We start from the raw sequence: 25,127 nt of genomic DNA on the forward strand, positions 1-25,127 counted from the left end.
CGCCGCCGGTGCGGATCGCTGAAATCCAAGGAGAAATGCACATGCCCAAGGGAAGACTGGAACACGCCAACATCACCGTGAGCGACATCGAGCGCTCGTCCAGGCTGCTGCAGGACCTGCTCGGCTGGGAAGAACGCTGGCGCGGTCCGGCCCTTAACGGCGGCGAGACGATCCATGTCGGCGAGGAGTTCGGCTACATCGCCGTCTATACCGACCGCAAGGAACATGACCGCTTCGCCAAGGGGGCGCCGCTCAATCACTTGGGGATCGTCGTCGACGACCTCGACGCTGCCGAGAAGATCGTGGCCGATGCCGGTCTCGTCCCCTTCAACCATGCCGACTACGAACCGGGCCGCCGGTTCTATTTCCTGGACTGGGACGGCATCGAATTCGAACTGGTGAGTTATGAATGAGCCGCTGATCACAAGAGCCGGGGCGTGGTATTGCCACCGCCCCGAGCCGGCTGCCCGCCGCCGCTCCACAATTCGTCCGTCCGGTCCACCGTCAGGGGAAGGTCGGGCGTGCGACACAGGCGAAACGCCTCCTCCGTTGTGCCGCTGATCCATTGCTCCCACGCATCGCGGGGCAGGAGGACCGGCATGCGATCGTGCACATCGACCATCTGCGGGCAGGAATCGACCATCACCATGGTATAGGCCTGCCCCCATTCGCCGGTCGGCCGCCAGAGCCCGGCGACGGCGAAAGTCTCTTCCCCTTCCACGCCATACCAGGTGCGGGTCATCCGTCCCTTGCTGCCCTCGGCCTCGGCCCAGGCGGTGACGGGCACGAGGCAGCGGCGCTTCTCGAAGCTGTCGCGCCAGAACGCGGTGGAGAGCTTGTCGTCGCGGGCATTGGTGACGGGCTTGGGCTTGAGCGGCTGCCCCTGCTTGCCCTTGAGCACGAGCGGAAAGCCCCATGTCATCGCCTGTGCCCTGCCCTCGGCAACGACGAGGCCGGGATAGCCGGGATAGACTTCCTCGGCGAAATTGGCGCCGCGTTCGGGCAGGACTTCGAAGAGCCTGGCGACTTCTTCTACACCCTTGGTCATCCGGTAGAGGTTGCACATGGCAACCCGTCCTAGATCACGCCGGCGTTGCCCACCACCCAGCAGGCCAGTGCCATGACGAGGCCGGCATCGCGGTTGGAGCGGAAGCGGGCAAGCGCATTGTCGCCGTCATCGGTATCGAGGGTCACGACCTGGAAGCCGAGATGCGCAGCCACCGGGGCCAATGCGACGAGCGCAACCCAGTCGCCGCGCAGGGTCCAGAAGGCCAGCGCCCAGAATGCCACCGCAAGCGCATAGAACGCGGCGACACCGGCGCGCACGTGACGGCCCAGGCGCAGCGCTGCGGAGCGGATACCGACAAGGACGTCGTCCTCGCGGTCCTGCAGGGCGTAGATCGTGTCATAGCCGATGCACCAGAAGATGCAGCCGCCGTAAAGCGCGACGAGGACGTCGATATGGTCGCTGCGGATCTCCATCCAGCCGACCAGCGAACCCCAGGTGAAAACGAGGCCGAGCCAGACCTGTGGCCACCAGGTGATGCGCTTCATGAAGGGATAGGCGGCAACCAGGGCCAGGCTGCTCAGGGCCATGACCTGCGCCTGCCAGCGCAGCTGGAACAGCACCACCAGACCTGCCGCGCAGAGCGTGAAGAGCCAGATCGTCGCGGCCTGCCGGCTGACCCGACCGCTCGCGACCGGGCGGCTGGCCGTGCGCGCAACCCTGCGGTCCAGATCGGCATCGACGATGTCGTTCCACACGCAGCCCGCGCCGCGCATCGCCATCGAGCCGACGAGCATCCACAGCACGAGACCCCAGCGCGATTCGCCGCCCGCCAGCATCACGCCCCAGGCGCAGGGCCAGAACAGCAGCCACCAGCCGATGGGCCGGTCGAAACGCGCCAGCATGGCATAGTCGCGCAAGGACGGCGGCAGCATCGACACGAGGCTGCGGCTTTGCGTATCGGGCACAAATGCGGGTTCGGTCACGCGAAGGTACGTAGTCGATTGTAGCCCGTCTGTCATGACCGATCGCAAGCCGGCACACATGTCGGCATGCCTGGCCAGGGCACGGAGCAGTGGTTTACGCTCCTGCGCACGATTGCGAAGTAAGCCCAGCACAGTAAGAGAAAGCATGGTTGCAACCCCTGCCTGGCCGCCGCGCTCCGCGCCGCGCCTGTTCGTCCCCGGTCCGATCGCGCTGGCCGCGCATGTCGCGATCGAGGGCGCGCAGGCGCATTACCTGTCCAAGGTCATGCGCGTCTCGGCAGGAGACGCGGTAATCCTGTGCGATGACGAGACGGGCGAATGGGCCTGCGCCGTCGTTTCGGCGGGCAAGCGTGACGTTGTCCTCGAGGCGCGCGAAAGGCTGCGCCCGCGCGAGCAGGTGCCCGACTTCACGCTGTGCGCCGCACTACTCAAGAAGCCAAACTTCGACCTCGTGCTGGAAAAGGCGACCGAACTGGGCGTGCGGCGCATCCAGCCGGTGGTGACGCGCCGCTGCGTGGCGGACAAGCTCAACCCCGAGCGGGCGCGCACCATGGTGACCGAGGCGGCCGAGCAATGCGCCCGCACCGCGCTGCCCGAACTGGCCGAACCGCTCAAGCTCGAGGCGCTGCTGCGCGACTGGCCCGAAGATCGCGCGCTGTTCTTCGCCGACGAGCTGGGCGGTGAACCCGCCGCCGCGCAATTCGACGCGTACCGGGGCCCAGCCGCCCTGCTGGTCGGGCCCGAAGGCGGCTTCGACGAAGGGGAACGCGCGCTCATCCGCGCCCTGCCGCAGGCGCGCCCGATCACACTGGGCCCGCGCATCCTGCGCGGCGAGACCGCCAGCATCGCCGCCACCGCGCTCTGGATGGCCGTGGCAGGCGATTGGTTGCCTGCCGGAAATTGACTATCACCGCAGCAAATAGTGCTGGCGTCCGTGCCTTGCCGCCACTACTTCCCGGCGCATGAGCACCCGCGAGATATCGGATCGCGCCGATCCGCTGATCGAGAGCCTGGACCAACTCGCCGAGCCGATGGCTGCGGGCGAAAAGCCGCGCGCCGCGTGGCGGATCGGGACCGAGCACGAGAAGTTCGTCTACGACAAGACCGACCTTCACGCGCCGTCTTATGACGAACCCGGCGGCATCCGTGACCTGCTCATGGCGCTGACCGAATTCGGCTGGGAGCCGATCGTCGAAGGCGGCAACGTCATTGCCATGAAGGGCAGCGACGGCACTGTCAGCCTTGAGCCGGCGGGGCAGCTCGAACTGTCCGGCGCGCCGCTGGAAAGCCTGCATGAAACCTGTGCCGAAACCGGTCGGCACCTGGCGCAGGTCAAGACCATCGGCGACCGCATCGGCAAGGGTTTCCTCGGGCTCGGCATGTGGCCGGACAAGACCCGCGAAGAACTGCCGATCATGCCCAAGGGCCGCTACGACATCATGCTGCGGCACATGCCGCGCGTGGGCTCGATGGGGCTCGACATGATGCTGCGCACCTGCACCATCCAGGTCAATCTCGACTATTCCAGCGAAGCGGACATGGTGCAGAAGTTCCGCACCTCGCTGGCGTTGCAGCCGCTGGCGACCGCGCTCTTCGCCAATTCACCTTTCACCGAAGGCAAGCCCAACGGCTATCTTTCCTACCGCAGCCACATCTGGTCGGACACCGACCCGGCGCGCACGGGCATGCTGCCCTTCGTGTTCGAGCAGGGCTTCGGCTACCAGCGCTACGTCGACTACATGCTCGACGTGCCGATGTATTTCGTGTTCCGCGACGGCAAGTACATCGACGCCGCGGGCCAGTCGTTCCGCGACTTCCTCAAGGGCGAGCTGCCCGCGCTTCCCGGCGAACTGCCGCGCATGAGCGACTGGCAGGATCACCTGTCCACCGCCTTCCCCGAAGTGCGCCTGAAGTCCTTCCTGGAGATGCGCGGCGCCGACGGCGGACCGTGGAACCGCATCTGCGCCCTGCCCGCCCTGTGGGTCGGCCTGCTCTACGACCAGACCGCGCTCGATGCGGCCTGGGACCTGGTGAAGGACTGGGACATGGAAGGGCGCGAAGTGCTGCGCAGCTCCGTCCCCAGGCTCGGCCTCGACGCTCCGCTTCCTCAATCGGCGAAAGGGAGTGGCGGCACCTTGCGCGACATTGCCGGCGAAGTGCTCGACATCGCCCGGTCCGGCCTTGCCGCGCGCGGCAAGCTCAATGCCGGGGGCGACAACGAGACCGGTTACCTTGAACCGCTTGCCGAGATCGTGTCTTCGGGCAAGGTTCCGGCCCAGCGCCTGCTCGAACGCTTCCACGGCGAATGGGGCGGCAACCTGTGCGAGGTCTACAAGCAGAAGAGCTTCTGAACGGAAGCTCGCCTCGTTTCTCTCCTCGGATAATTCCCGTAGTCATCTCCGCGCGGGCGGGGGTCCCGGATCAAGCCGGAATGACAAAAGCCGGCGAGCCGAACCTGGTCCGCCCGCTTACTCCGCTGCCTGCAGCACCGGCCGACGCGGGAGCAGCTTGCCGAGAAGCCAGCCAAGGCTGCGCGTGATCGGCGCGTTCCGGGCCATCCAGGCGTGGTATTCGCGGTACTTGGCATCCTCGGCCAGCAAGTGCGCTTCCTCGGTCCTGGCGCGCCAGAAGTAGATCGTGCTGACCACGCCGAGCAACACGGTGTTGCGCACCACATCGCTCATCGCGTGACTGGTGACGAGAAACGGCAGGGTCGAGCACCACCAGAACAGGTTCTTCGACAGGTAGGCAGGATGGCGCGTGAAGCGGTAAGGCCCGCCCGTCAGAACCCCGCGATAGGTCAGGTTGGAAAAGCGCAGGCCGAAGGCAAAAGTCGCCCAGGCATAGATTGCGGTGAGGCTCACCAGCAGCGCGGCCCAGCACCACAGCAGCAGATCGTGGCCCTGCAGCCAGTAGGCCCAGCCGCCGGTATTGACCTCATAGCCCAGCACGTCGGCCCGGCCCATCGTGCCCCACACGAAGGGCGGATAGCAGATCAGCGCGGCGACCCAGCCGGCCAGCAGCGGGTTGCCGCTGCGGATATGCGCATCGAGCGGGCGGAAGGTGAACAGATAGCCGACCGTGCCGATCTGCACGTCGACAAGGAACAGCCCTTCGATCAGCATGGTGCCGAGCGCCACCGGATCGTGGGCTATGGCGCCGAAATCAGCCTCGACGATGCGGGCGAAGCCGCCGGGCAGGATCGAGATCATGAAGGCCCCGAAGAAGGCCTTGATCGCCCACGCGCGGCCATGCTTCCTGACTTCCTCAGCCGACCATGCCTCGCGCCCGATCAGCATGGCGCCGAAGTGCCAGGAATGGTCGCGCGGTTCGATCATGTAGCGGTCGAGCCAGAGCACATAGGGAACCGATAGCGCGAAAAGCGGCACCGCCGCCGTGCCGATCACTTCCATCGCAAAAAGGTACTGCCCGTCCCAGTACCAGCGGCCGATGCAGTAGAACGTGCCGATCGCCGCCCAGGTCGCCCAAAGCCCGGCCAGCTTGGTAATCGAGACGTCGAGCGATAGCGCCAGCGGGCGGGGCCTGCGCCAGTCCATCCCGGTGCTGGGGCGCAGATGGACCTTGTCGACCAGCACCGACCACAAGGTCATCGTCAGGCCAGTGACGAACAGCGTCAGGACTGCCGCGTAAGGCCCGCTGAGCGGTTCGCGGGGGCCGCCCAGGTTGAAGGCATCGGCGATGCCCGCCCAGTTGCGGCAGACCAGCAGCCAGGCGATCAGCGCGGCCAATCCGGCGAGGCCGACACCTGCCGAAACATCGCTGACCGGCCGGCGGGCGGTGAACGTGGGGGCATTGCTCATGCCCGCTTGCCTAAAGGCAAATGGTTAAGGCGTCCGAAACGGCATTCGCAGCGAATGCCGGTCGGGGCGCCCGCGTGCCGCATCAGCGATAGGCGGTGATACGGCCGGAATCGTCGAGGATGTAGAGCGTCTGGTTGGCCACGACCGGAGCCAGCGAGACCGCGTCGCCCAGCTTGGTGAAGGGCGTCCACTCTCCGCTGGCGGGATCGACCGAGCCGACTTCACCTTCGGAATTGGCGACCCACAGCTTGTTGCCGGCCAGAACCGGGCCGACCCAGAAGATCGGTCCCTTCTTCTTCTTCGCCTTGCGGTAGCGCTTCAGGTCGGTGAGCCACTTCACCTTGCCGGTATTGCGCTGGATGGCGAGGATTTCCGCGTGATCGTCCAGCGTGAAGATCCAGTCGCCGGCCACGGCCGGGGTCGAGATACCCGCCAGGTTGAGTTCCCAGATGCGCTGGCCGGTCACCAGTTCGTAGGCGGCCATGCGTCCGCCCTCACCCAGCGCGTAGACGCTGCCGCGATCGATGATCGGATCGGCATCGACGTCGGTCAGGCTGCCCACTTCGGTCGAGATCGAGGTGCGTGCAAGCGCGTCCGACCAGAGCTGGCGGCCGTTCTCGTAGCGATAGGCGACCAGTTCGCCCGAGGAGTAACCAGCGATGACGGTACCCTGGCCTGCAGCAGGAGCAGCGACGCCGAAGACGCCGGCCTGCGAGAGCGAGCCGGATTCGTTCCACGCCAGTTCGCCATCGGCCGCATTGAGCGCGATGATCTGGTTGTCCTGGGTCATCACGTAGACCGAGTTGAAGCCGACGGTGGGCGAACCGCGCAGCGGGCCTGCGGGCTTCTTGGTCCACAGCTGCTCGCCGGTAGCCGCGGTGAGTGCGGCCACTTCGCCAAGGCCCGTGGTGATGTAGACCTTGCCGCTGTCATAGCTGACGCCGCCGCCGAAGATCGCCTTGGAGCCGTCGCCCGAGACGGCGAAGCTCTTGGTCCAGACTTGCGCGCCGCTCTGCGCGTCGAAGGCGTGGACGACGCCCCTGGTGTCCATCACATAGAGGCGTCCGTCGCCGATCACCGGCGAGGCCGCGAGACGCTGGCGCTGGGAAGACCCTTCGACATTGGCGGTCCACACGCGCGAAGGCGTCGCCGAAAGCGAAAGGTGGCCGTAAGCCTTGCTCGCTGTGCCGCCGGCCTGCGCCCATTCGGCATTCACCGTTTCGGGCGGCAGGATCACCGAGACCGCGCCAAGCGTCGGGTCGACCTTTGCGCCGCTCTCGATCCGCGAGAGGATCGGCACGCGTTCGCCGACGGTCGGGGTCTTCGGGCCTTCCTTGCTTCCGAACAACTTGCAGCCCGAAAGGCCCATGACCAGGGCCAGGGCCATCATCGGCACGACCTTGCGGGCGTTGGACCGTCGGATATTCGGGGCAGTTGCCTTCATGCGCAGATCCTCAAGAAAATGGGTCATTCGCCGGCCCCCTGGGCGGCATCCTCGTCATTCGCCCCGGCATCCGCGGCGGTCTTTGCGCCGTCCTTGCCGATGGGCTCTCCCTTGTCATCAACAACGTCGTCCAGCGCGTCGACGCCCAGCACCGCCGCCAGTTGGCGGGCGCGGCTGCGCAGTGCTGCGCTGACGCCCTCGTCCTTAGCGATCGCACCGAACAGCGGACCGGCCTGGTCCTTCTTGTCCATCTTCAGGTAGGCCATCCCGACAAGTTCGCCAGCCACGCCGAACCACGGGTTGCCCGGGGCGGCATAGGGCTTGAGGCGATCGACCACGTCCTGCGGCTTCATCGCATCGAAGTTCGCGCCGACTTCGCGGATCGTGGCGAGGTCGCGCATCGGCTGCGGCGCCTTTTCGTCCCTGGCGACTTCGGCGTAGAGCTTGAGCGCGTCGTCCTTCTTGCCCTGATCGAGGGCGATCCCCGCCAGCATCAGCTTGGCCGCGGAGGCGCTGCCGTCGGAACCTTCACCGGCAAGCGTCTTGAGCTTGGCATCGGCATCGTCGAGCTTGCCCGCCTTCAGGCTGTCCAGCGCCTGCACGAAGGCCTCGGCGTTCCCTTCACGCTGCTGGGTCTGCTTGTGATCCCAGTAGAGGTAACCACCGAAGGCCGCGAGAGCGATGACGATCAGCGCAATCAGCGGCTTGCCATAGCGGGCAAAGAAGCTTTCGAGCTGATCCTGGCGCACGGCATCGTCAACCTCGCGCAGGAATACATCCTGCTGCGCGGCGAGTCGCTGTTCGGCCTTGTCGTTGGACGGAGTGTTTTGAGAAGGAGGCAGAGCCAATTTTCGGGCGCTTTCTGCGGAAATCAGGATGGTTGCGGGCTGTTTAGCGAATGGCTGGGGCTTTTCAACGGGGATGATCGCTGCACGTCCCGTGGTGAAGCACCGCTGAATGAGCGCGGGACCTAGATCGCGGACATCCGGCCCACCGCCTGTCCATAGACCGTGCGATACAGGGAAATCATTGTATTTTCGTCATAATGTGCATTGGCATGGGCGCGGTTGGCAATGCCGATGCGGGTCCGCAACTGCGCGTCGCAGGCCAGTTCGACCAGCGCGCGGGCCAGTTCCGCCTCGTCGCCGGGCCTGGTGATATGTCCCCGGTTTTCCTCGGAAACCATGGATGCGACATCTCCCACCGCCGGCGAAGCTACCGCAAGGCCCGCCGCCATCGCCTCGACGACCGATATCGGGAACTGCTCGCTATCGGAGGAAAGCGCGAAGAGATCGAACAGCCCCACCGCGTGCGAGGGATCGGCGACGAAGCCGGGCAGATGCACCCGATTCCCCACGCCGCTCGCCTCGGCCTGCGCGGCGATGGCACCGCGCTCGGGCCCTTCGCCGAGGATGACCAGCCGCCAGTCCTGCGGCATCTGCGCAAAGGCGCGCACCAGACGGGGCAGGTTCTTGACCGGGCGCAGCCCGGCCAGCGTGCCGACCCATTTCTCGCCCGGCTGCTTGACGAGGCCCGGCAGGATGTCCGGGCGCGGCTTGTCGACATAGGCCGCGCAGTTGATGCCGTTGACGATCAGCCTGACCTTGCCGCGCGGCTGCTTCCACGCGTCCAGCGCGATCGCCTCCAGCCGCTGCGAAGGCACGATCACCGCCGAAGCCCCGGTCAGGGCCACCCGGCGGAACCAGTTGCGCGCGGGCTTGAGCCGATTCGCCTCGTCCTCGTTGAAGCCGTCCTCGTGATGGACCAGCGGCGGCAGGCCGAGAGATCGCCTGAACAGGGCATGGGCCAGCACCGCGTCCATCGCCCCCCAGTTGTAGGTCAGGACGAGGTCGTGATCCCTGAGCGCCCGGGCAATGCCGAGGAGCCGACGCGGCAGGGGCCTGCCCTGAAGACTGGGAAAGTCTTCCGGATAAGTCACCGAAAGCGAGGGATCGACGGCAATGGCCGCGCCATAGGCACCCGGCTGGGCCGAGACGACCGTGTGCAGGACCTTCGGCCCGAAGGCATTCATCAGGCGCGCCGCGCGCAGTTCCTTGCCACCGGCGGAAAAGCTCGAATGGAGATGAAGCACCCGCAAGGGCCGCGAATCCAGCATGTGCCCCCCGCGCCCTCAATCGGCCCTGTCGAGCAGGCGATCGATCGCAGCCACCGCTTCGGGTTCGTCCAGCGTCGGCGCATGGCCGACATCTGAAAGCGTGACCGCCTCCGCTTCGGGCACCCGCACCAGCATTTCCTTCAGCGTCTGCGCGCTGAACAGGTCCGACAGGGCGCCGCGCACGACCAGCAGCGGTCTTCCCGCCAGCGCTTCCCAGGCGGGCCACAGCTCCGGCTGGTTTTCGACGTCCATAGTCGCCAGCGGTTCGGCGATCTTCATGTCGTAGTCGAAGACGATGCGCCCGTTGCTGCCCAGCGTCATCAGCCGCTTCGCCCGGCCGATCCAGAAATCGAGCGGCTGGCCGGGATGGGCATCGCCCTGCGTACCCTCGATCGCGCGGGCGGCATGTACCCAGGTGGCGAAATTGCGCCCCTGCCCGACATAATCGAGAATGCGCCGCAGACCGTCCGGCTCCAGCACCGGGCCAACATCGTTGAGCACGGCCGCGGCGATTCGATCGGGGATGGAGAGCGCCAGGCCCATGGTCATCATGCCGCCCAGCGAAGTGCCCACGGCCACGAACCGGTCGATACCTTCCTGTTCCAGCAGCACGAGCAGGTCCTCGCCGTACTGGACCGGATTGTAGCTGGCCGAATCCTTTGCATATTCGCTATCGCCGCGCCCGCGCATCTCCGGGCACAGCACACGCCGGGAGCGCGCCATGTGCGGCGCCAGCAACTCGAAATCGCGCGCATTGCGGGTCAGGCCGGGCAGACACACGACCGGCAGCCGCGGTGGACCTTCCGGTGCATCCGGCCCCGCGTAATCCCGAAAATGCAATTTGACCCCGTCGCGGCTCGTCCAGAACCGATCCTCGTAATCCGACATGCCTTAGTGGGGTCCTCCAAGCCTGCGCGCCTTGAACGACGCGCGTCATGCGCCCACTATCGCCTGATGCAGACAGAACCGCAAGCAAGTGCCTATAAACCCGAGCCCCGGATCGGGAAGATATCCTCATGGCTGGGCGACGAAGTGGACGCCGCCTCCTTCCCGCGGCACGAGCTGCGCTTCCGCAACGACCGCTGGGCCGCCGCCATCGGCCTTGCCGATCTCGACAATGCACAGTGGATCGAACATTTCGGACGCTTCGCGCCGCTGGCCAACAACCTCCCCCGGCCGCTGGCGCTGCGCTATCACGGCCACCAGTTTCGCCATTACAACCCCGACATCGGTGACGGACGCGGATTCCTATTCGCCCAGATGCGCGACGGCGAGGGGCGACTGCTCGACCTCGGCACCAAGGGCTCGGGCCAGACCCCGTACAGCCGCGACGGCGACGGCCGCCTGACGCTGAAAGGCGCGATGCGCGAGATCCTCGCCACCGAAATGCTCGAGGCGCTGGGCGTCTATACCTCCAAGACCTTCTCGGTGATCGAGACCGGCGAATCGCTGTGGCGCGGCGACGAGCCTTCGCCCACCCGCTCGGCCGTGCTGCTGCGCCTCAGCCACGGCCATATCCGCATCGGCACCTTCCAGCGCCTGCTCGCCTTCGAGGAGCGCGAGCACATGGAAGCGCTGGTCGCCTATTGCCTCGAGACATACCCCGGCAGCAATCCGCCCGAAGATGCGCCCGGGCGCGACGAGCCCGCGGTTATCCTGATGCACCAGGTGGTCGAACGGCTGGCCGACACCGCCGCTGCATGGATGGTCGCAGGCTTCGTCCACGGCGTGCTCAACACCGACAACATGAACATTTCGGGCGAGAGCTTCGACTACGGCCCGTGGCGCTGGCTGCCGCAGTGGAACCCGCGCTTTACCGCCGCCTACTTCGACCAGGGCGGGCTCTACGCCTTCGGCCGCCAGCCCGAGGCGGTGCTGTGGAACTGCGGCCAGCTGGCCGTGGCGCTGCGGATGCTGGCGGAAACCGAACCGCTGGTTGCCGCGCTCAATCGCTTCGCGCCGCTCTACCAGGAAGCGATGGCCCGCCGTTTCGCCTGGCGCCTGGGCGTCGAACCGCAAGGGCTGGAAGCGGATACCCGACTAATCCAGGCCGCCGAGAACCGCATGGTCGAAACCGGCCTGCCGCCCGAACAGCTGTTCTACGACCATCGCGGCGGCCGCGCCGCGGACGACAGCGACTTCGGCCGGATCCTCTCGGGATATACGCCGGCTGCGGGCACCGACGATCCGTTCTGGGCCCGCGGGACGCCGCCCAGCACACTGATCGACGAAGTCGAGCGCATCTGGTCGCACATCGACAGGGACGACGACTGGGGCCCGCTTCACGCCAGAATAGAAGAAATCCGGGAGTTGGGCCGCCAGCTCGGCACGCCTCCGATTCCCGCCGGACACGATGATTAACAACCCCTCGTTAGCACCCCGGTAGGAAAGCGAGTGTAAGGTGCAGCGGAACTTCGATTTATCTTGGATAACGGATCTATTGTCGTAATGACCGCGCAAGCGACACAAGAAGCTGCACTTTCAAGTGAGCGGAGACCGGGTACCGACGTGAGCAAGGCGGACATCATCTCCTTCGAGCCGGCTACCGGGGCCGAGATCTGGCGCGGCAAGCCCTGCGAGATCGACGAAGTCGTCACCCGCGCCCGGCAGGCATGGCCCGGCTGGGCCGCGCAGCCGCTGGCCAACCGCATGGAACTGGTCCGCCGCTTCGCCAACGAGGTGCGCAAGGAAGCCGATACGCTGGCGCGCACCATCGCCCGCGAAGTCGGCAAGCCCCTGTGGGAAGCCAACGCCGAAGTCGAGAGCGTGATCAACAAGGTCGAAGTCTCGATCCGCTCCTATGCCGAACGCACTTCGCAGCGCAAACTGGACAGTGCGTTGCAGGGGACGATGGCGGTACGCCACAAGCCGCATGGCGTGCTTGTCGTGCTCGGCCCCTACAACTACCCGGCCCACCTGCCGGGCGCCCACATCGTCCCGGCGCTGATCGCGGGCAACGTCGTTATCTTCAAGCCGAGCGAGAAGGCCCCGGCCTCGGGCGAGATCCTGATCCGCTGCTTCCACCGCGCCGGCATGTCCTCTTCGGTCGTGCAGCTTGCCGTGGGCGGCCCGGAAGAAGGCCAGGCCTTCGTTGCGCATGAAGGGGTCGACGGCATCCTGTTCACCGGCTCGGCCAACACCGGCCTTGCCATCAACCGCAGGCTCGCCACCCGGCCCGACAAGGTCGTGGCGCTGGAAATGGGCGGCAACAACCCGATCGTGGTCTGGGATACGCCCAAGCTGACCGACGCCGCCGCGATCGTCGTGCAATCCGCCTTCGCCACCGCCGGACAGCGCTGCACCGCGGCGCGGCGCCTGATCGTGCGCGATACGATCTATGATGCGCTGATGGCCGAAGTGAAGGCCCTCGCCGACCGCCTGATCGTCGGTGCACCGTTCGACGATCCGGCCCCCTTCATGGGCCCGGTGATCGACAATGCCGCGGCCGACGGCCTGACCGAGAGTTTCCTCTACCTGCTGAGCAACGGCGGACGGGCGATCAAGCACCTCGTGCGCCCGGACGAAACCCTGCCCTTCCTGAGCCCGGCGATCATCGACACGACGGCGATGGCCGACCGCCCCGACGTCGAACTGTTCGGCCCGATCCTCCAGGTCATCAAGGTGAGCGATTTCGACGGCGCGATTGCCGAGGCGAACAGGACCCGCTTCGGCCTTGCCGCATCGCTGGTGGGCGGCACGCCGCAGGAATACAACCGCTTCTGGGCCAACGTGCGCGCTGGTATCGTCAACTGGAACCGCCCGACCACGGGCCCGTCCCACGCCGCGCCGATGGGCGGCATCGGCCTGTCCGGCAACCATCGCCCGAGCGGCTACTACGCGGCCGACTACTGCGCCTATCCGGTCGCCTCGGGCGAAATGGAACAACCGCGCGCGATGATCGGCGTCGGACTGAAGTAAAGGCGGAGCCCTCGCCCCTGGCGCTTACTTCCCGCTGGTAACGAGATCGACCTCGGTCACGCCCGAGCCCAACTTGCGGGCATAGACGACATAGGCCTTGCCGCCCTTGCGCCCGCCGACGACGTGATCGTCGCCGTCGAGACGGTATTGCGCGCCGTAGCCGGCCTTGTTGGCCATCGTGTAGTAGAAGCTCACCACATCCTCGGGCGATACCGGCGTCGCGTAGTTGACCACGCGCAAGGCGCAGCCGTCGCTGTCGGTGCCGGCCGCTTCCTGCACCGCGCCGCGCGGATAGACCGGGATCTCGGCAGGGAGGCGGGCCGCCCAGGTGTTCGAGTACTGCACCTTGGCCGCGCAATCGGTGTGCGCGGTCCTGGCAGCGGCGGCCACTTGAGCCGCGGTTGCCGCGGTTTCGGTGAGCGCTGCGGCGCTGCCCTTGGTCGGCTGCGGAATGTCGGTCAGCTTGCCGCCGGCGACGTCCGCCGCATCGGCCTTGGCTGCCGCGATCGCTTCGGGCGAGCGTTCTGCAGGCGGAAGCGTGATCTGGCCGCCGTTCGCGCCCAGCGCCGCGCCATCCTGCCCGGTCATCTCCGGATCGACCATGATCTGGTCGCCCAGCGCGCCGCTCATGGCCGGATCGGTTTCGGCGCCCTCGGGCTGCTTCTTGTCCGAATTGCAACCGGCAAGCAGCAGCGAACCTGCAAGGCCCAACACCATGAAACGGGCGGAGTTCTTCATCTTCTTGTTCCTTCCTTGCCGCAAGCGGACAGGATGCCAGCGCCCGGGCATCGCGCCAAGTCGCCGTCTTTGGCCGTTCAATACGGTGAAAAGGAAGGAAAAACGAGGCTTGGGCCCCGCCAATCGCGGCGGCGTCCCATTCCGGGAAGGGTCGCTGGCCAAGTGTTTAGGACGCAAACTTCGAGGGCGCCCGCGGACAAGCCGCAGGCGCCCTCCCGCCCGGCAGAACGTGAAGCACAAGACCGGACGGTTCCCCCGCGCGTCGCCGTCCGCGCGGGGTGTCTCAATCGGCAGGGGGCGGCGCTATCAGCGGCAGCGGTTGCCGCCACGGTCGACTTCCCGGCCGATCAGGGCGCCCACGACGCCGCCGATCAGGGTGCCGGCGGTGCGGTCGTAACCGCCGTCGACTTCCCGGCCGAGCAGCGCGCCTGCCGCGCCGCCGATCAGCAGGCCGGTGGTGCCGTTCTGCTTGCGGCAGTAGTAGCGGCCATTGTCGCCGCGCCACACGCGGGTGTTGCGATAGACCGGCTCGCCGTAGTTGCGATAGCTGCGGTAGTCGCCGCGGTAGCCGCGACGATAATCCTCGCGCGAGTAGCGGCGGCTGTGCTCGTAAGTCTGCTCACCGGGCGCGCGGAAGTCCGAGGCCGAACTCGGCGCATAGCTGGGCGCGGCCATGGCCGGGACAGCGGTGGCGAGGCTGGCGGTCGCGGCAGCGAGGGCGGTTGCCTTGATGAATGCGTTCATGTCGTTTCTCCTGCGATGGCGGAGGGGCCGTGTTGGGAGGCGCGATCCGCGGTACGCATTCATCTTTAGAGTATTGAACCTGAACGGGCTGCAACACGGCTGTCAGATTTGGTAATATCGACGAGCCGAGGTCCTGGCCGCGACGAACCGCTTGCTGCGCGCATTTCCGGCATTTATGCAGCGCTGCCCCCCAACCGAGTTCCCCCGCGATGACCGTTTCCACTGTTCCGCCCGCGCCCCGTACCGGCGGCTTGCCCCAGGCGTTCGCCGCTTATGGCATCTGGTGCCTCTTCCCGCTGTACTTCGCGCTGCTCAAGGCGGTGTCCCCCTTCGAGGTGGTCGCCTGGCGCCTGCTGTTCACCCTGCCCTTCTGCGTGGTGGTGACGGTGCTGCTGCGCCAGGGCAAGCAGCTTCACGATGCACTGAGGCAACCCCGGATCCTCGGCGCGCTGACCGTGAGCGGGCTGCTGATCGGGACCAACTGGCTGGTTTACGTCATATCCGTACTCCACGGCCATGTGCTCGCCGCCAGCCTTGGATACTATATCAACCCGCTGCTCAACGTGCTGGCCGGAACGCTGTTCCTGCGCGAGAAGCTGTCACGCCTGCAGTGGGTGGCGGTGATCCTGGCTACCTGCGGCGTCGCCATCCTCTCGCTGGGGGCGCTGGATACCTTGTGGATCAGCCTCGTGCTGGCCATGAGCTTCTGCGGCTATGGCCTGACCCGCAAGCTGGCCCCGGTGGACGCCCTGCCCGGCCTGACCATCGAGACGCTGGTGCTGCTGCCGCCCGCGCTCGGCCTGTTGGCATGGCAGGCGTTGACGCCCGAGGGGCTGGCCATGGGCACGTCGCTCAAGCTCAACCTGCTGCTGCCACTGGCGGGAATCCTGACCGGCACACCGCTGCTGCTGTTCGCCTCGGCGGCGCGGCGGCTGGATTTCTCGACGCTCGGCTTCATCCAGTTCGTGACGCCGACCGGCCTGTTCCTGATCGGCCTGTTCGTTTTCCACGAACCGCTCAAGCCCGTGCAGATGGCCTGCTTCGTGCTGATCTGGGCCGCCATCGCGGCGTTCTGCTGGGACCTGCTGTCGAAGCGCGCGCCGGCCTGACCGCCGCCGCGCGCTTTCACCGATCGATCAGAGCGCGCCGGCGAAGCGCAGCGCTTCGCCGCGGGCGGCATTGGCAAGCTGGCCTTCCCACATTGCCGAATGGCCGCGGATGATCGTGCCGACGACTCGGCCCTGCAGTTCCATCCCGGTGAAGGGCGACCAGCCGCAGCGGCTTTCCACCCAGTCCTCGCTGATCGTGAAAGTGCCCTTGCGGTCGACCACGGTGAAGTCGGCGTCATAGCCGGTGGCGATACGGCCCTTGCCGACGAGCCCGAAGACCCGCTGCACCCCGCTGGAAGTCATGTCGATCAGGCGCTCCAGCGTCATGTTGCCCTTGGCGACATGATCCAGCATCAGCGGCAGCAGGGTCTGCACGCCGGGCATCCCCGAGGGGCTGTTCGGATAAGTCTTCGCCTTTTCTTCCTTGGTGTGCGGCGCGTGATCCGAACCGATGACGTCGGGCACGCCCTGGCGCAACCAGTGCCACAGGCCCGCGACATGTTCGGAAGAGCGGATCGGCGGGTTCATCTGGGCATAGGAGCCCAGGCGCGGGTAGGCGTCCTCGGCCGCCAGCGTGAGGTGCTGCGGCGTCACTTCGCAAGTCGCCACATCGCGGTGCTGGGCGATCAGCTCCAGTTCGGCCGGGGTGGTGACGTGCAGGATGTGAATCGGACGCTTCGCTTCGCGCGCCAAGCGCAGGATGCGCTTCGTCGCCAGCATCGCGCTCTCGTCGTCGCGCCACACCGGGTGGCTGGAGGGATCGCCCTCGACGCGCAAGTGCTTGCGCGCGTTCATGCGCTCCTCGTCCTCGGCATGGATGGCTACGCGGCGGCGGCCGTGGGCCAGCACGCGGGCAAGCTGCTCATCCTCGGCGACGAGCAGGCTGCCGGTCGAGGCGCCCATGAAGATCTTGACGCCGGCCGTGCCCGGTATGCGCTCCAGCTCGCCCAATTCCTCGGCATTTTCCGCCGTTGCGCCGACGTAGAAGGCGTGGTCGCAGTACATGCGGTGACGGGCGCGATCGAGCTTGTCGTGCACGCGCATCACGCTGTCGGTGTTGGGCGAGGTGTTGGGCATCTCGAAGACGGCGGTAATGCCGCCCATCACAGCGGCGCGGCTGCCGCTCTCGAGGTCTTCCTTGTGCTCGAGGCCCGGCTCGCGGAAGTGGACCTGGCTGTCGATCACGCCGGGCAGCACATCGAGCCCGGTGCAGTCGATCCGCCGCTCGGCATCGGGATAGCTGCCCACGCCGACGATCTTGCCGTCGCGCACCGCGACGTCGGCGACGCCGGAGCCGTTGGGCGTGTGGACCGTGCCGCCTGAAAGGACGAGTTCGGGTGCGCTGGCGGTCATGGGGGCCTCTTTACTGGTGACATGGACGGGCTCGGGTCGATTCCGGCGCAAGCACCGGTTCGGCCCACAGCCGGGAACTAGGCGTCCCGGGCCGCGTGCGCAAGGATGAGCAGGCGATTGACGCCTAGCCGCCCCGCCCCTTGCGCAGGAGCGCCTGGCAGAACGCATCGAGATCGTCGATGTCGACGTCGAGCACCTCGTTCCAGTCGGCCAGGACCGTTTCGATGTCGTCGCGGGTATAGGCGGGCGCAAGCGGCGGCGGGACGCGCACCGGAACGTGCGGCCAGGGATGCCCGGTCATATTGTTGTAGAGCCATCCGGTCGCCGCCAGCGCCGCGACATTGGCGGCGATGGAGCCGATCCAGGCCCATTGCCAATGCTCTGCGCCTGCCGCGCCCAGCGCATAAAGAAGCGCGCAGGCACCGCCCGGCGGATGCAGGCAGCGCAGCAGCGACATCAGCGCGATCGCGATGCCCAGTGCGATGCTCGCGGCCAGCCATGGTACGCCGACCGCATGGCCAACGGCCAGTCCTACCGCAGCGGAAACCAGGTCGCCGCCGATCACCGGCCACGGCTGTGCCAGCGGGCTGGCCGGAACGCAGAAGACAAGCACCGCCGAAGCCCCGAGCGGCGCGACGAGCAGCGGCAGCGGCAGGGGAAGTGCGCTGACACCCAGCAGCATGGCCGTCAGCCCGGCGGCCAGCGCAATCGCCAGCGCCGCCCCCAGCGCGCCGCGCAGCCAGCCAAGGTGACCGACCGCCGCCTGCGGTACCGGCGCGGCAAGGTTTCGGAGCCATCCAAGCATGGTGCGCCCTGTGCCCGCTGCGCCCCAAGGCGGCCAGCGAGATCTTCTTTGGTATGCCCAGCTGAGACTTTGACCCTTCGTCAAGACGCCGCCGTCCGTCGCCATCCCACGAAAAAGACCCGGCCTGCCGCGAGGCAGACCGGGTCGGTCGAAGCGTTCCGATGTGGGGGAGGGGAAGGGTCGGAACGCCTCTGAGGGGTAGGGTCAGCGCCTGAGGATCAGGCGAACTTGCCGGCGCGAACGATCTCGGAAACCGGCTTGCGGCCGACCGCGACTTCGCGCTCCTGCAGGAACTCGGGCAGTGCTTCCTTCGGGCCCTTGCGGCCGATGACGAATGCGGCTTCGAGGCGGTGATCCTCGGGGATGCCCAGCGCGGCTTCAGCCTCGCCGAACTTGATGCCGGTCATGCCGTGGGTGTGATAGCCCATGGCCTGTGCCTGGATGGCGGCCAGGGCCCAGGCAGCGCCTGCGTCGAAGCTGTGGCTGTGGTTGTCGGAGTTGCCCTTGTCCGAGCGCATGTACTTGTCGGAAACGACGAAGACGAGCGCCGAGGCTTCCTTCGCCCAGCCCTGGTTGAATTCGACGAGCTGCGAGAGCAGCAGGTCCCAGTTGGCGTCGCCCTTGCGGGCATAGAGGAAGGTCCAGGGCTGCACGTTGTAGGCCGAGGGAGCCCAGCCGGCAGCTTCGAGGATTACATCGAGGTCTTCCTGCGGAATCTCGCTGCCGTCGAACGCGCGGGGGGACCAGCGCTCGACAATCAGCTTTTCGATCTTCGGATGGGCAATGCGTCCGGTCATGTCTTGATCCTTCAAATGGAATTTGTTGGGAGAGTGGGAGGCTTCAGGCTGCATCGACGAGAACCAGTTCGGCATCCTCGAGTGCAGTTACGGTAATGGTATCGATTCCGGTCACGGCAACCCCGTCGCGGGCATTCGCCTCGACATCGCCGACGCGGATGCGGCCGGTAGCGGGCACGAGATAGGCATGGCGGCCCGCGGCCGTCGCGTAAGTCACGCTGTCGCCTGCCTTCACCGTCGCGCCCAGCACGCGGGCATCGGCGCGGATCGGCAGCGCGTCCTCGTCGCCGGCCTTGCCGCTGGCGAGCGTGACGAAGCGGCCGGCGCGGTCGTCCTTGGGGAAGGGACGTGCGCCCCAGTCCGGATCTCCGCCACGCTCGTCGGGCAGGATCCAGATCTGGAACACGGTCGTATCCTCGTCCTCGAGATTGAACTCGGAATGGACGATGCCCGAACCCGCGCTCATCACCTGGACGTCGCCGGCGCCGGTGCGGCCCTTGTTGCCGAGGCTGTCCTGGTGGGTGATCGCTCCGGTGCGGACATAAGTGACGATTTCCATGTCGCGATGCGGATGCGGCGGAAACCCGGACCGGGGAGCGATGGTATCGTCGTTCCAGACCCTGAGACGGCCCCAGTTGGTCCGCGCCGGATCGTGATAGTCGGCAAAGGAGAAGTGATGATGCGCATCGAGCCAGCCATGGTTGGCGGCCCCGATCGTGTCGAAGGGGCGGAGTTCAATCATCGCTTGCACTCCTTTCTCTGAAGGCGTTGACGGCCGCTGCACTTGCAGGTCCGGCCAGTGTTCGCGCCTCAGATAGGCCTTGCAGGCATCTCGGATAATTGTGATAAAATCGACTGAAATGTTCGAAAAAGTCGAACGAAAGAGGTTCCATGCCCGATATCGCCCCGCCCAGCCTCGATCACTTGCGCTGCTTCCTTGCCGTGGTCGACGAAGGCAGCTTCAACCGCGCCGCAAAGAAGCTCGGCCGGGCCATCTCGGTGGTCAGCTACGCCATCTCGCAACTCGAAAGCCAACTCGACGTGACGCTGTTCGACCGCGAGGGATCGCGCAAGCCGCAGTTGACAGAAGCCGGCAAGGCGCTGTTGACCGAGGCCATCGCCATTTCCGACGACGTCGATGCCCTCCTCGCCAAAGTGCGAAGCCTGCGCCAGGGGCTGGAACCGGAACTTTCGCTGGCAGTCGATGTCATGGTTCCCGGCCCCGTCCTCGCCTCGTTGCTTGGCGCCTTCCAGGTAATGTTCCCGAGTGTGCCCCTGCGCCTGCATGTCGAGGCGCTGGGCGCGGTCGCAAGCCTCATTCTCGATGGCAAGGCAACCCTCGCCATCGCCGGACCGGACATCCAGGACCTGCCGGAACTGCAACGCGAAACCGTGGGCTCGGTGGAAATGGTCCCGGTTGCCGCGCCTTCCCATCCCCTCGCCCGTGCAGAGGCGATCGCACCGGGCGAATCGCGCAAACACCTGCAACTCGTCCTCACCGACCGCTCACCGCTGACCGCGGGGCGCGATTTTTCCGTGTTCAGCCCCCGCACCTGGCGGCTTGCCGATCTCGGAGCCAAGCACGTGCTGCTCAAGGAAGGGATCGGCTGGGGCTCGATGCCCCGCCATGCCGTGACGGCCGACCTCGAAAGCGGCGCGCTTGTCGAACTGCACCTGCCGGAGCGCCCCCCGCTCGACTATTCGCTGGTCGCCTTGTGGCGCAAGGACTGCCCGCCCGGCCCCGCTGCGCTCTGGGTCCTCGACGAGGTCCGCGAGAGGCTTTCCCCGGGCGTGTAAAAATGCCTGCAAGCCCTTGCCGACTTCGCAGAAATACTCATCTTGGGGGGCATGTCAGCGACACGTCTATTCGAGCGCGCCGTGCTGCGGCTCTCCCCCCGCGAAAATTCAGGCGAAGATGTCGCCGATTTCCTTCAGGGCCTCGTCACTTCCGATATCAAGGGCAAGCTCCCGGTGTGGGCGGGCCTGCTCTCTCCGCAGGGCAAGGTCCTGTTCGATTTCATCGTCTGGCCCTCGGGCAAGGACCTGCTGATCGATTGCGAGGCGGAATTCGCCGATGCCCTGGCCAGGCGCCTCTCGATGTATCGGCTGCGCCGCGCCATCGACATTGCCCGCGACGAGAAGCTGGCCGTACACTGGCGCCCCCATGTGGGCGACGGCGCCGCCCCCGACCCGCGCCTGGCGGCGCTGGGCGAGCGCTGGATTTCCTCCATCGACACGACCGACGAGCATGAGCTGGAAAGCGCCGACGAAGCGTGGCGCGCGCACCGCCTGCGTTTCGGGGTGACGGAAGGCCGGGCGGAACTGGGCGATGGCACGACGCTCTGGCTGGAATGCAACGCCGCCGAGCTGCACGGCGTGAGTTTCGCGAAGGGCTGTTACGTCGGTCAGGAAAACACCGCGCGCATGAACTGGCGCCAGAAGGTCAATCGCCGCCTGATCGTGCTGCCTCTGGCCGAATCGGACGAGAAGCGGCAGCGGATCGCCTATCCCGACCTCGGCCTTGCCGTGGACCATGCAAGGACGGACAGCATCGCGGCCGCCCGCTGGCCGGGCTGGCTCAAGCTCGAGGCATGACCCTGCGCGCGGCAACTGTCAGTCGCCGCAGGCCCCTCGCTTCAGAGTGACACCAGGGTCGGTTGGACGCACGGGCTCGTGCGGCGTTCGAGTTCTGCCACGTAGATCCGCGCGGTGGTTTCCATGCCCAACCCGGCGCGGTAGAGCGAATGGACCCGTCCGGTATCGTGGAATCCGGCAGATTCGAGTGCCTTGGCCGGCGCGCTGTTGTCCACGAAGTGATTCGCGTAAACCTTGCGATAGCCAAGCGTGCGGGCCTGGTTCAGGACTGCACGCACTGCTTCTGCCGCATAGCCGCGGCCGCGGAAGCGCGGGACGATCCAATAGCCCATCTCGATGCGGTCGCCTTCGCGGGCAAAGCCGATTCCGCCTACCAGTTCCGCACCCCTGGCGGATCGCAGGTACATGACGAAATGGGGCAAGCGCGGATCGCGAGGGCGCTCGAGAAACTCGCGCACTTCTCCGGCCGTGCGCGGCAAAGGCGCGAAGTAGGCGTCCGGCTGGACATCGTCATCCTCGAACACCTCGAGCAGATCCTCAAGGTCTTCAGGCCAACCGGGTCTTAAAAACAGTCTCTCCGTGCGGACGAACATTTCACGGTTCTCCGTAATTATATGTCCCGTGATTTCAGCTTTTCCTGATTGGCACGCAGCGGTACGCCCAATCGGGTTCAGGCCGAACTCTCTCCCTTTTTAACCCTGACCGCGCCACATTAAGAAATTATGGCAATCTGCCTCAGGGCATCCCCTTATCCAACATTCCAGCCGGAATTTCAGCAAAAATCTTGCGGGAACCGCGCCCCGGAGCGGGACGCGGCCGCGCAAGACCCGTCAGGCGGCACACTTTTGGTCTTCGTTTGCCGCCAAGCCATTCATTTCATCGTCAAAGCCGCCCGAGCCTGCCGGGGCCAGGACATATTCCCGGGCCGGGAAAACCCGCTTGTGCACAGCGCTGTAACGCTCGGCAACGCGTCCGGTTCGCCGGAAACCCGCACCGTGCAGGACACGGCCCGAAGCCGGACTGTCGACGAAATGGTTGGCGACGATTCGCGCATGGCCAAGCGACCATGCCAGTTCCACAACCGCCTTCACGGCTTCGCGGGCATAGCCCCGGCCACGCTGCTCGCGTGCAATCCAGTAATACAGCTCCACATCGTCGTCGCGGCGGGCGAGGCCGACGCAGCCAACAATCAGGGCACCGTCGGCACCGGGAACGGTGATGACGAACTGCGGCAGGGCGTGAGCCTGCTCATGCGTGACGAAGCGCAGGGCATCGTCGTGGGCGCACGGCCAGCACGTGCTGGCAAGATTGCATGCAGCGCTGTCGTGCGCGATCAATGTTTCCAGCTCCTGCAGGTCTTCCGGCCAGGCCGGGCGCAGGAACAGCCTATCGCTGCGAATGAACACTTCGGTCTCCACTCATCAGTCCCGGGCCCGCATAGCGCAGGCACGTGACATTGACGTTACGCCCGAGTCCTCAAGCACAAGGATGCCGCCGCGGATTGGACAATTGCGGAAAATGCATCCGCATCGGCTCGATACGGGCAACGGGAGAGGGAGATACGAAAAGAGGGAGACGGGCAGGGGCCCTCTCCCTCATTCTGCCGGACTTGTGCAGTCCGGCGGGGGCCATCCCGTCAGGATGGCCCTTTGCAAGACCATCCGATTATTCGGCGGCTTCAGCCATTACGTCTACGGAGACGTATTTGCGGCCCTGCTTGCCGTCGTGGAAGCGCACGCGACCTTCGGCGGTGGCGAACAGGGTGTGATCCTTGCCCATGCCTACGTTCACGCCCGGGTACACGCGGGTGCCGCGCTGACGCACGATGATGTTGCCGCCGATCACTTCCTGACCGCCGAACTTCTTCACGCCGAGGCGGCGACCTGCTGAGTCGCGACCGTTACGCGACGAGCCGCCTGCTTTCTTATGTGCCATTGCTCAGTTCCTTCCGAAGTCTGGGCTCAGCCGACCGACACGATGCGCAGCAGGGTCATCTGCTGGCGGTGGCCGTTCTTGCGACGGTAGTTGTGACGACGGCGCTTCTTGAACACCATGACCTTCTCGCTCTTGGCCTGAGCGATGATCTCGGCCGAAACCTTGATCTTCGAGGCGTCAGCAACTTCGCCGTCCTTGCCTGCGAGCAGAACGTCGCCCAGGGTAATGGTCTCACCGGCTTCACCAGCCAGCTTTTCGACCGCGATCTTGTCTCCGGCGGCAACCCGGTATTGCTTGCCGCCCGTGCGCACAACTGCGAACATGGTGCCCTTACCTAATCTCAAATTGCCCGAAAACGAGCCGAAACAACCTTGCCCCGGCCGCTCTGGTCCAGGAAGAACCGTGGAGCCTTGCGGGCGACGCGCCGGACACCCCACCTGATGCGGGGGCCGGAAAGAGTGCGTGCCGTTAGTCCAAGGCCTGAGTCGTGTCAACCAGAGTCTGGCGATTGAAGGCAATTGCCCTGCACCGACGACCTCGCGTTTCCCCCCTCGCGCGGGGGCCATCCCGTGCTATGGCAGGGCCATGATCCGCGCAACTGAACGCCTGTTCCTGTCCGCCGCCCTGCCCGCCGTGCTGGCGGCCTGTTCCACCACCAGCGGCTATCCCTCGCTCGCCCAGCGCGACGTCGAGCGAATCGGCGGCTCCGCCACGCCGATCGCCGGCGAGCAGACGCCCGAGGAGCCCGCCCTGCCCCCGGCCAGCGCAGACCTTGTCACCCGGCTCGACGGGCTGGTCGCCGCCGCGCAACAGACCGACGCGCAGTTCAAGGAGCAGCAGGGCCCTGCCGAGCGCGCCGTTGCTGGCGCCGCCGGCGCGGCCGTCACCAGCGACAGCTGGGCCACGGCGCAGATCGCCCTCGCCGCCCTCGAATCGCGCCGCGGGGCGACCGTGGCCCCGCTCGCCGAACTTGACACGCTCTATGCCGAGGCGCGCGATGCCGCCCCGCTCGAACCCTCGCCCAGCGCCCAGGCCATCGAGAAGTCCCGCACCCAGGTCAGCGACATCGTCGCGCGTCAGGACGGCGTGATCGAAAGCCTCGCCGCGCGCCTGCGCAGCTGAAGCAGCTTCCCGGACATGCGAAAACCCCTCCCTCTTGCGAGGGAGGGGTCTCCGAACGACCATCCGAAGATGGAACCTGAAAGCCCCCCGGCTCAGGTGATGGCCACGATGACCGCAACGGCCAGGCCCCAGCCCAGGATCAGCACGGGCAGCATGAGGACCTGTATCGCCGCCTCGCTTGCGGTCAGCCTTCCGCTCAGAGTATCGATACCGCGACTGCCGAACTGCCCCCATGTCAGCGGTGCGGTATCATTGTCGGGCTTCATCTTCGCCCAGTAGCCGGCAAGGCCGAAGGCAAAGACCACGAAGCCGGCAAAGATGACCATCGGGATGGCGAGTTCCGGATTGAGGAACAAGCTGGCCATGACCCCGATGAAGCCGAGATAGAGCGCCACTGTCGCAACATAGAGCCCGGTCGGCAGACCGAAATTGCGCTCCACCCTGGTGCGCGCCGGCGCGTCGGTGATTCGGGCAAGTTGCTGGAGTTGTTCATGGGACAAACGCTGCGACATGGTGCTGATCTCCTTCTTGGAGGCGACCATGCTTCGGCAGGCAGGCGATTTGTTTGACGGCGGTCAATTCGCGAAAGCGGCGTGAAACTTTTTTCGCGAAGGGCCTTTTCCAGCCGCGCGCTCCCG

Annotated in this window: 27 protein-coding genes; 9 read left to right on the plus strand and 18 right to left on the minus strand. The window is 66.2% G+C overall.

Annotated elements, in window-relative coordinates:
- The first annotated feature begins 41 nt into the window (after positions 1-41).
- Positions 42-413 (plus strand): VOC family protein, encoded by a 372-nt coding sequence (locus JI59_RS08935; RefSeq protein WP_038577376.1) that lies wholly within the window; start codon positions 42-44, stop codon positions 411-413.
- 8 nt (positions 414-421) lie between these two features.
- Here the strand turns inward: JI59_RS08935 and JI59_RS08940 are convergent, their stop codons facing one another.
- Together JI59_RS08940 and ubiA are read right to left on the minus strand one after the other, a co-directional pair.
- The gene (locus JI59_RS08940) at positions 422-1,066 is read right to left on the minus strand and encodes an SOS response-associated peptidase (RefSeq protein WP_007013081.1); all 645 of its coding nucleotides are present in this window, start codon (positions 1,064-1,066) and stop codon (positions 422-424) included.
- Between the two features lie 11 nt (positions 1,067-1,077).
- Positions 1,078-2,028, minus strand: coding sequence for a 4-hydroxybenzoate octaprenyltransferase (gene ubiA, locus JI59_RS08945; RefSeq protein ID WP_052117869.1), 951 nt, complete (start codon positions 2,026-2,028; stop codon positions 1,078-1,080).
- A gap of 109 nt (positions 2,029-2,137) precedes the next feature.
- Here ubiA and JI59_RS08950 point away from each other — a divergent pair, with 109 nt between their 5' ends.
- On the plus strand, positions 2,138-2,896 hold the full coding sequence (locus tag JI59_RS08950) for a 16S rRNA (uracil(1498)-N(3))-methyltransferase (protein WP_007013079.1): 759 nt from the start codon (positions 2,138-2,140) through the stop codon (positions 2,894-2,896).
- A 58-nt stretch (positions 2,897-2,954) separates the two neighbouring features.
- Positions 2,955-4,343, plus strand: coding sequence for a glutamate--cysteine ligase (locus JI59_RS08955; RefSeq protein WP_007013078.1), 1,389 nt, complete (start codon positions 2,955-2,957; stop codon positions 4,341-4,343).
- A 117-nt stretch (positions 4,344-4,460) separates the two neighbouring features.
- On the opposite strand, the gene JI59_RS08960 is transcribed toward JI59_RS08955, so the two are convergent.
- From JI59_RS08960 to JI59_RS08980, 5 genes are all read right to left on the minus strand, one after another.
- Positions 4,461-5,813: a methyltransferase family protein gene (locus JI59_RS08960; RefSeq protein ID WP_007013077.1), complete on the minus strand. Its 1,353-nt coding sequence runs from the start codon at positions 5,811-5,813 to the stop codon at positions 4,461-4,463.
- 82 nt (positions 5,814-5,895) lie between these two features.
- Complete coding sequence (locus JI59_RS08965) at positions 5,896-7,257, minus strand: outer membrane protein assembly factor BamB family protein (protein ID WP_013831912.1); 1,362 nt, start codon at positions 7,255-7,257, stop codon at positions 5,896-5,898.
- Between the two features lie 23 nt (positions 7,258-7,280).
- A complete protein-coding gene (locus JI59_RS08970; RefSeq protein WP_007013075.1) occupies positions 7,281-8,105 on the minus strand; it encodes a tetratricopeptide repeat protein in 825 nt (274 codons plus the stop codon).
- 122 nt (positions 8,106-8,227) lie between these two features.
- Positions 8,228-9,373, minus strand: a complete 1,146-nt coding sequence (locus JI59_RS08975) for a glycosyltransferase family 4 protein (protein ID WP_007013074.1) — start codon at positions 9,371-9,373, stop codon at positions 8,228-8,230.
- A gap of 15 nt (positions 9,374-9,388) precedes the next feature.
- Positions 9,389-10,261, minus strand: coding sequence for an alpha/beta fold hydrolase (locus JI59_RS08980; RefSeq protein WP_007013073.1), 873 nt, complete (start codon positions 10,259-10,261; stop codon positions 9,389-9,391).
- A 66-nt stretch (positions 10,262-10,327) separates the two neighbouring features.
- Here JI59_RS08980 and JI59_RS08985 point away from each other — a divergent pair, with 66 nt between their 5' ends.
- A complete protein-coding gene (locus JI59_RS08985; protein ID WP_007013072.1) occupies positions 10,328-11,734 on the plus strand; it encodes a protein adenylyltransferase SelO family protein in 1,407 nt (468 codons plus the stop codon).
- Positions 11,735-11,821: 87 nt separating this feature from the next.
- Complete coding sequence (locus tag JI59_RS08990; RefSeq protein WP_007013071.1) at positions 11,822-13,291, plus strand: succinylglutamate-semialdehyde dehydrogenase; 1,470 nt, start codon at positions 11,822-11,824, stop codon at positions 13,289-13,291.
- Positions 13,292-13,315: 24 nt separating this feature from the next.
- Here JI59_RS08990 and JI59_RS08995 read toward each other — a convergent pair whose 3' ends face one another.
- Positions 13,316-14,029, minus strand: coding sequence for a hypothetical protein (locus JI59_RS08995; RefSeq protein WP_038575875.1), 714 nt, complete (start codon positions 14,027-14,029; stop codon positions 13,316-13,318).
- 306 nt (positions 14,030-14,335) lie between these two features.
- Positions 14,336-14,773: a glycine zipper 2TM domain-containing protein gene (locus tag JI59_RS09000; protein ID WP_007013069.1), complete on the minus strand. Its 438-nt coding sequence runs from the start codon at positions 14,771-14,773 to the stop codon at positions 14,336-14,338.
- Positions 14,774-14,982: 209 nt separating this feature from the next.
- Between JI59_RS09000 and rarD the strand changes: the two genes are divergently transcribed.
- Positions 14,983-15,882 carry an EamA family transporter RarD gene (rarD, locus tag JI59_RS09005; protein WP_007013068.1) on the plus strand — a complete coding sequence of 300 codons (900 nt, stop codon included), beginning with the start codon at positions 14,983-14,985 and terminating at the stop codon, positions 15,880-15,882.
- A 27-nt stretch (positions 15,883-15,909) separates the two neighbouring features.
- On the opposite strand, the gene JI59_RS09010 is transcribed toward rarD, so the two are convergent.
- The 4 genes from JI59_RS09010 to JI59_RS09025 form a co-directional block, all read right to left on the minus strand.
- Positions 15,910-17,235 (minus strand): dihydroorotase, encoded by a 1,326-nt coding sequence (locus tag JI59_RS09010; RefSeq protein WP_007013067.1) that lies wholly within the window; start codon positions 17,233-17,235, stop codon positions 15,910-15,912.
- Positions 17,236-17,359: 124 nt separating this feature from the next.
- A complete protein-coding gene (locus tag JI59_RS09015; protein ID WP_007013066.1) occupies positions 17,360-18,040 on the minus strand; it encodes an HPP family protein in 681 nt (226 codons plus the stop codon).
- Positions 18,041-18,258: 218 nt separating this feature from the next.
- Positions 18,259-18,837, minus strand: a complete 579-nt coding sequence (locus JI59_RS09020) for a nitroreductase family protein (RefSeq protein WP_007013065.1) — start codon at positions 18,835-18,837, stop codon at positions 18,259-18,261.
- Between the two features lie 43 nt (positions 18,838-18,880).
- On the minus strand, positions 18,881-19,579 hold the full coding sequence (locus JI59_RS09025) for a pirin family protein (protein ID WP_007013064.1): 699 nt from the start codon (positions 19,577-19,579) through the stop codon (positions 18,881-18,883).
- 149 nt (positions 19,580-19,728) lie between these two features.
- On the opposite strand from JI59_RS09025, the gene JI59_RS09030 reads away from it, so the two are divergent.
- Complete coding sequence (locus JI59_RS09030) at positions 19,729-20,634, plus strand: LysR family transcriptional regulator (RefSeq protein WP_007013063.1); 906 nt, start codon at positions 19,729-19,731, stop codon at positions 20,632-20,634.
- Positions 20,635-20,685: 51 nt separating this feature from the next.
- Positions 20,686-21,432: a CAF17-like 4Fe-4S cluster assembly/insertion protein YgfZ gene (gene ygfZ, locus JI59_RS09035; RefSeq protein ID WP_007013062.1), complete on the plus strand. Its 747-nt coding sequence runs from the start codon at positions 20,686-20,688 to the stop codon at positions 21,430-21,432.
- Positions 21,433-21,473: 41 nt separating this feature from the next.
- On the opposite strand, the gene JI59_RS09040 is transcribed toward ygfZ, so the two are convergent.
- From JI59_RS09040 to rplU, 4 genes are all read right to left on the minus strand, one after another.
- On the minus strand, positions 21,474-22,025 hold the full coding sequence (locus JI59_RS09040; RefSeq protein WP_038575879.1) for a GNAT family N-acetyltransferase: 552 nt from the start codon (positions 22,023-22,025) through the stop codon (positions 21,474-21,476).
- A 237-nt stretch (positions 22,026-22,262) separates the two neighbouring features.
- The gene (locus tag JI59_RS09045; RefSeq protein WP_038577379.1) at positions 22,263-22,838 is read right to left on the minus strand and encodes a GNAT family N-acetyltransferase; all 576 of its coding nucleotides are present in this window, start codon (positions 22,836-22,838) and stop codon (positions 22,263-22,265) included.
- Positions 22,839-23,097: 259 nt separating this feature from the next.
- Positions 23,098-23,367, minus strand: coding sequence for a 50S ribosomal protein L27 (gene rpmA, locus JI59_RS09050; protein WP_038575881.1), 270 nt, complete (start codon positions 23,365-23,367; stop codon positions 23,098-23,100).
- A 26-nt stretch (positions 23,368-23,393) separates the two neighbouring features.
- Complete coding sequence (gene rplU / locus JI59_RS09055; RefSeq protein WP_007013058.1) at positions 23,394-23,690, minus strand: 50S ribosomal protein L21; 297 nt, start codon at positions 23,688-23,690, stop codon at positions 23,394-23,396.
- A gap of 139 nt (positions 23,691-23,829) precedes the next feature.
- On the opposite strand from rplU, the gene JI59_RS09060 reads away from it, so the two are divergent.
- Positions 23,830-24,489, plus strand: coding sequence for a hypothetical protein (locus tag JI59_RS09060; RefSeq protein ID WP_238532518.1), 660 nt, complete (start codon positions 23,830-23,832; stop codon positions 24,487-24,489).
- A gap of 92 nt (positions 24,490-24,581) precedes the next feature.
- Here the strand turns inward: JI59_RS09060 and JI59_RS09065 are convergent, their stop codons facing one another.
- Positions 24,582-25,001, minus strand: coding sequence for a hypothetical protein (locus JI59_RS09065; RefSeq protein WP_038577383.1), 420 nt, complete (start codon positions 24,999-25,001; stop codon positions 24,582-24,584).
- Positions 25,002-25,127: the final 126 nt, after the last annotated feature.

This window comes from Novosphingobium pentaromativorans US6-1 (assembly GCF_000767465.1).
Classification (GTDB): domain Bacteria; phylum Pseudomonadota; class Alphaproteobacteria; order Sphingomonadales; family Sphingomonadaceae; genus Novosphingobium; species Novosphingobium pentaromativorans.

Bases quoted from the DNA above. Each gene is read 5' to 3' on its own strand.
- JI59_RS09025 (WP_007013064.1), bottom strand. From the start codon at position 19,579: ATGATTGAACTCCGCCCCTTCGACACGATCGGGGCCGCCAACCATGGC.
- JI59_RS09015 (WP_007013066.1), bottom strand. From the start codon at position 18,040: ATGCTTGGATGGCTCCGAAACCTTGCCGCGCCGGTACCGCAGGCGGCG.
- JI59_RS08990 (WP_007013071.1), top strand. From the start codon at position 11,822: ATGACCGCGCAAGCGACACAAGAAGCTGCACTTTCAAGTGAGCGGAGA.
- JI59_RS08965 (WP_013831912.1), bottom strand. From the start codon at position 7,257: ATGAAGGCAACTGCCCCGAATATCCGACGGTCCAACGCCCGCAAGGTC.
- JI59_RS08985 (WP_007013072.1), top strand. From the start codon at position 10,328: ATGCAGACAGAACCGCAAGCAAGTGCCTATAAACCCGAGCCCCGGATC.
- JI59_RS09065 (WP_038577383.1), bottom strand. From the start codon at position 25,001: ATGTCGCAGCGTTTGTCCCATGAACAACTCCAGCAACTTGCCCGAATC.
- rarD (WP_007013068.1), top strand. From the start codon at position 14,983: ATGACCGTTTCCACTGTTCCGCCCGCGCCCCGTACCGGCGGCTTGCCC.
- JI59_RS09000 (WP_007013069.1), bottom strand. From the start codon at position 14,773: ATGAACGCATTCATCAAGGCAACCGCCCTCGCTGCCGCGACCGCCAGC.
- JI59_RS08950 (WP_007013079.1), top strand. From the start codon at position 2,138: ATGGTTGCAACCCCTGCCTGGCCGCCGCGCTCCGCGCCGCGCCTGTTC.
- JI59_RS08935 (WP_038577376.1), top strand. From the start codon at position 42: ATGCCCAAGGGAAGACTGGAACACGCCAACATCACCGTGAGCGACATC.
- JI59_RS08955 (WP_007013078.1), top strand. From the start codon at position 2,955: ATGAGCACCCGCGAGATATCGGATCGCGCCGATCCGCTGATCGAGAGC.
- ygfZ (WP_007013062.1), top strand. From the start codon at position 20,686: ATGTCAGCGACACGTCTATTCGAGCGCGCCGTGCTGCGGCTCTCCCCC.
- JI59_RS08980 (WP_007013073.1), bottom strand. From the start codon at position 10,261: ATGTCGGATTACGAGGATCGGTTCTGGACGAGCCGCGACGGGGTCAAA.
- JI59_RS09040 (WP_038575879.1), bottom strand. From the start codon at position 22,025: ATGTTCGTCCGCACGGAGAGACTGTTTTTAAGACCCGGTTGGCCTGAA.
- JI59_RS08975 (WP_007013074.1), bottom strand. From the start codon at position 9,373: ATGCTGGATTCGCGGCCCTTGCGGGTGCTTCATCTCCATTCGAGCTTT.
- rpmA (WP_038575881.1), bottom strand. From the start codon at position 23,367: ATGGCACATAAGAAAGCAGGCGGCTCGTCGCGTAACGGTCGCGACTCA.
- rplU (WP_007013058.1), bottom strand. From the start codon at position 23,690: ATGTTCGCAGTTGTGCGCACGGGCGGCAAGCAATACCGGGTTGCCGCC.
- JI59_RS08960 (WP_007013077.1), bottom strand. From the start codon at position 5,813: ATGAGCAATGCCCCCACGTTCACCGCCCGCCGGCCGGTCAGCGATGTT.
- JI59_RS08940 (WP_007013081.1), bottom strand. From the start codon at position 1,066: ATGTGCAACCTCTACCGGATGACCAAGGGTGTAGAAGAAGTCGCCAGG.
- JI59_RS09030 (WP_007013063.1), top strand. From the start codon at position 19,729: ATGCCCGATATCGCCCCGCCCAGCCTCGATCACTTGCGCTGCTTCCTT.
- ubiA (WP_052117869.1), bottom strand. From the start codon at position 2,028: ATGACAGACGGGCTACAATCGACTACGTACCTTCGCGTGACCGAACCC.
- JI59_RS08995 (WP_038575875.1), bottom strand. From the start codon at position 14,029: ATGAAGAACTCCGCCCGTTTCATGGTGTTGGGCCTTGCAGGTTCGCTG.
- JI59_RS09010 (WP_007013067.1), bottom strand. From the start codon at position 17,235: ATGACCGCCAGCGCACCCGAACTCGTCCTTTCAGGCGGCACGGTCCAC.
- JI59_RS09020 (WP_007013065.1), bottom strand. From the start codon at position 18,837: ATGACCGGACGCATTGCCCATCCGAAGATCGAAAAGCTGATTGTCGAG.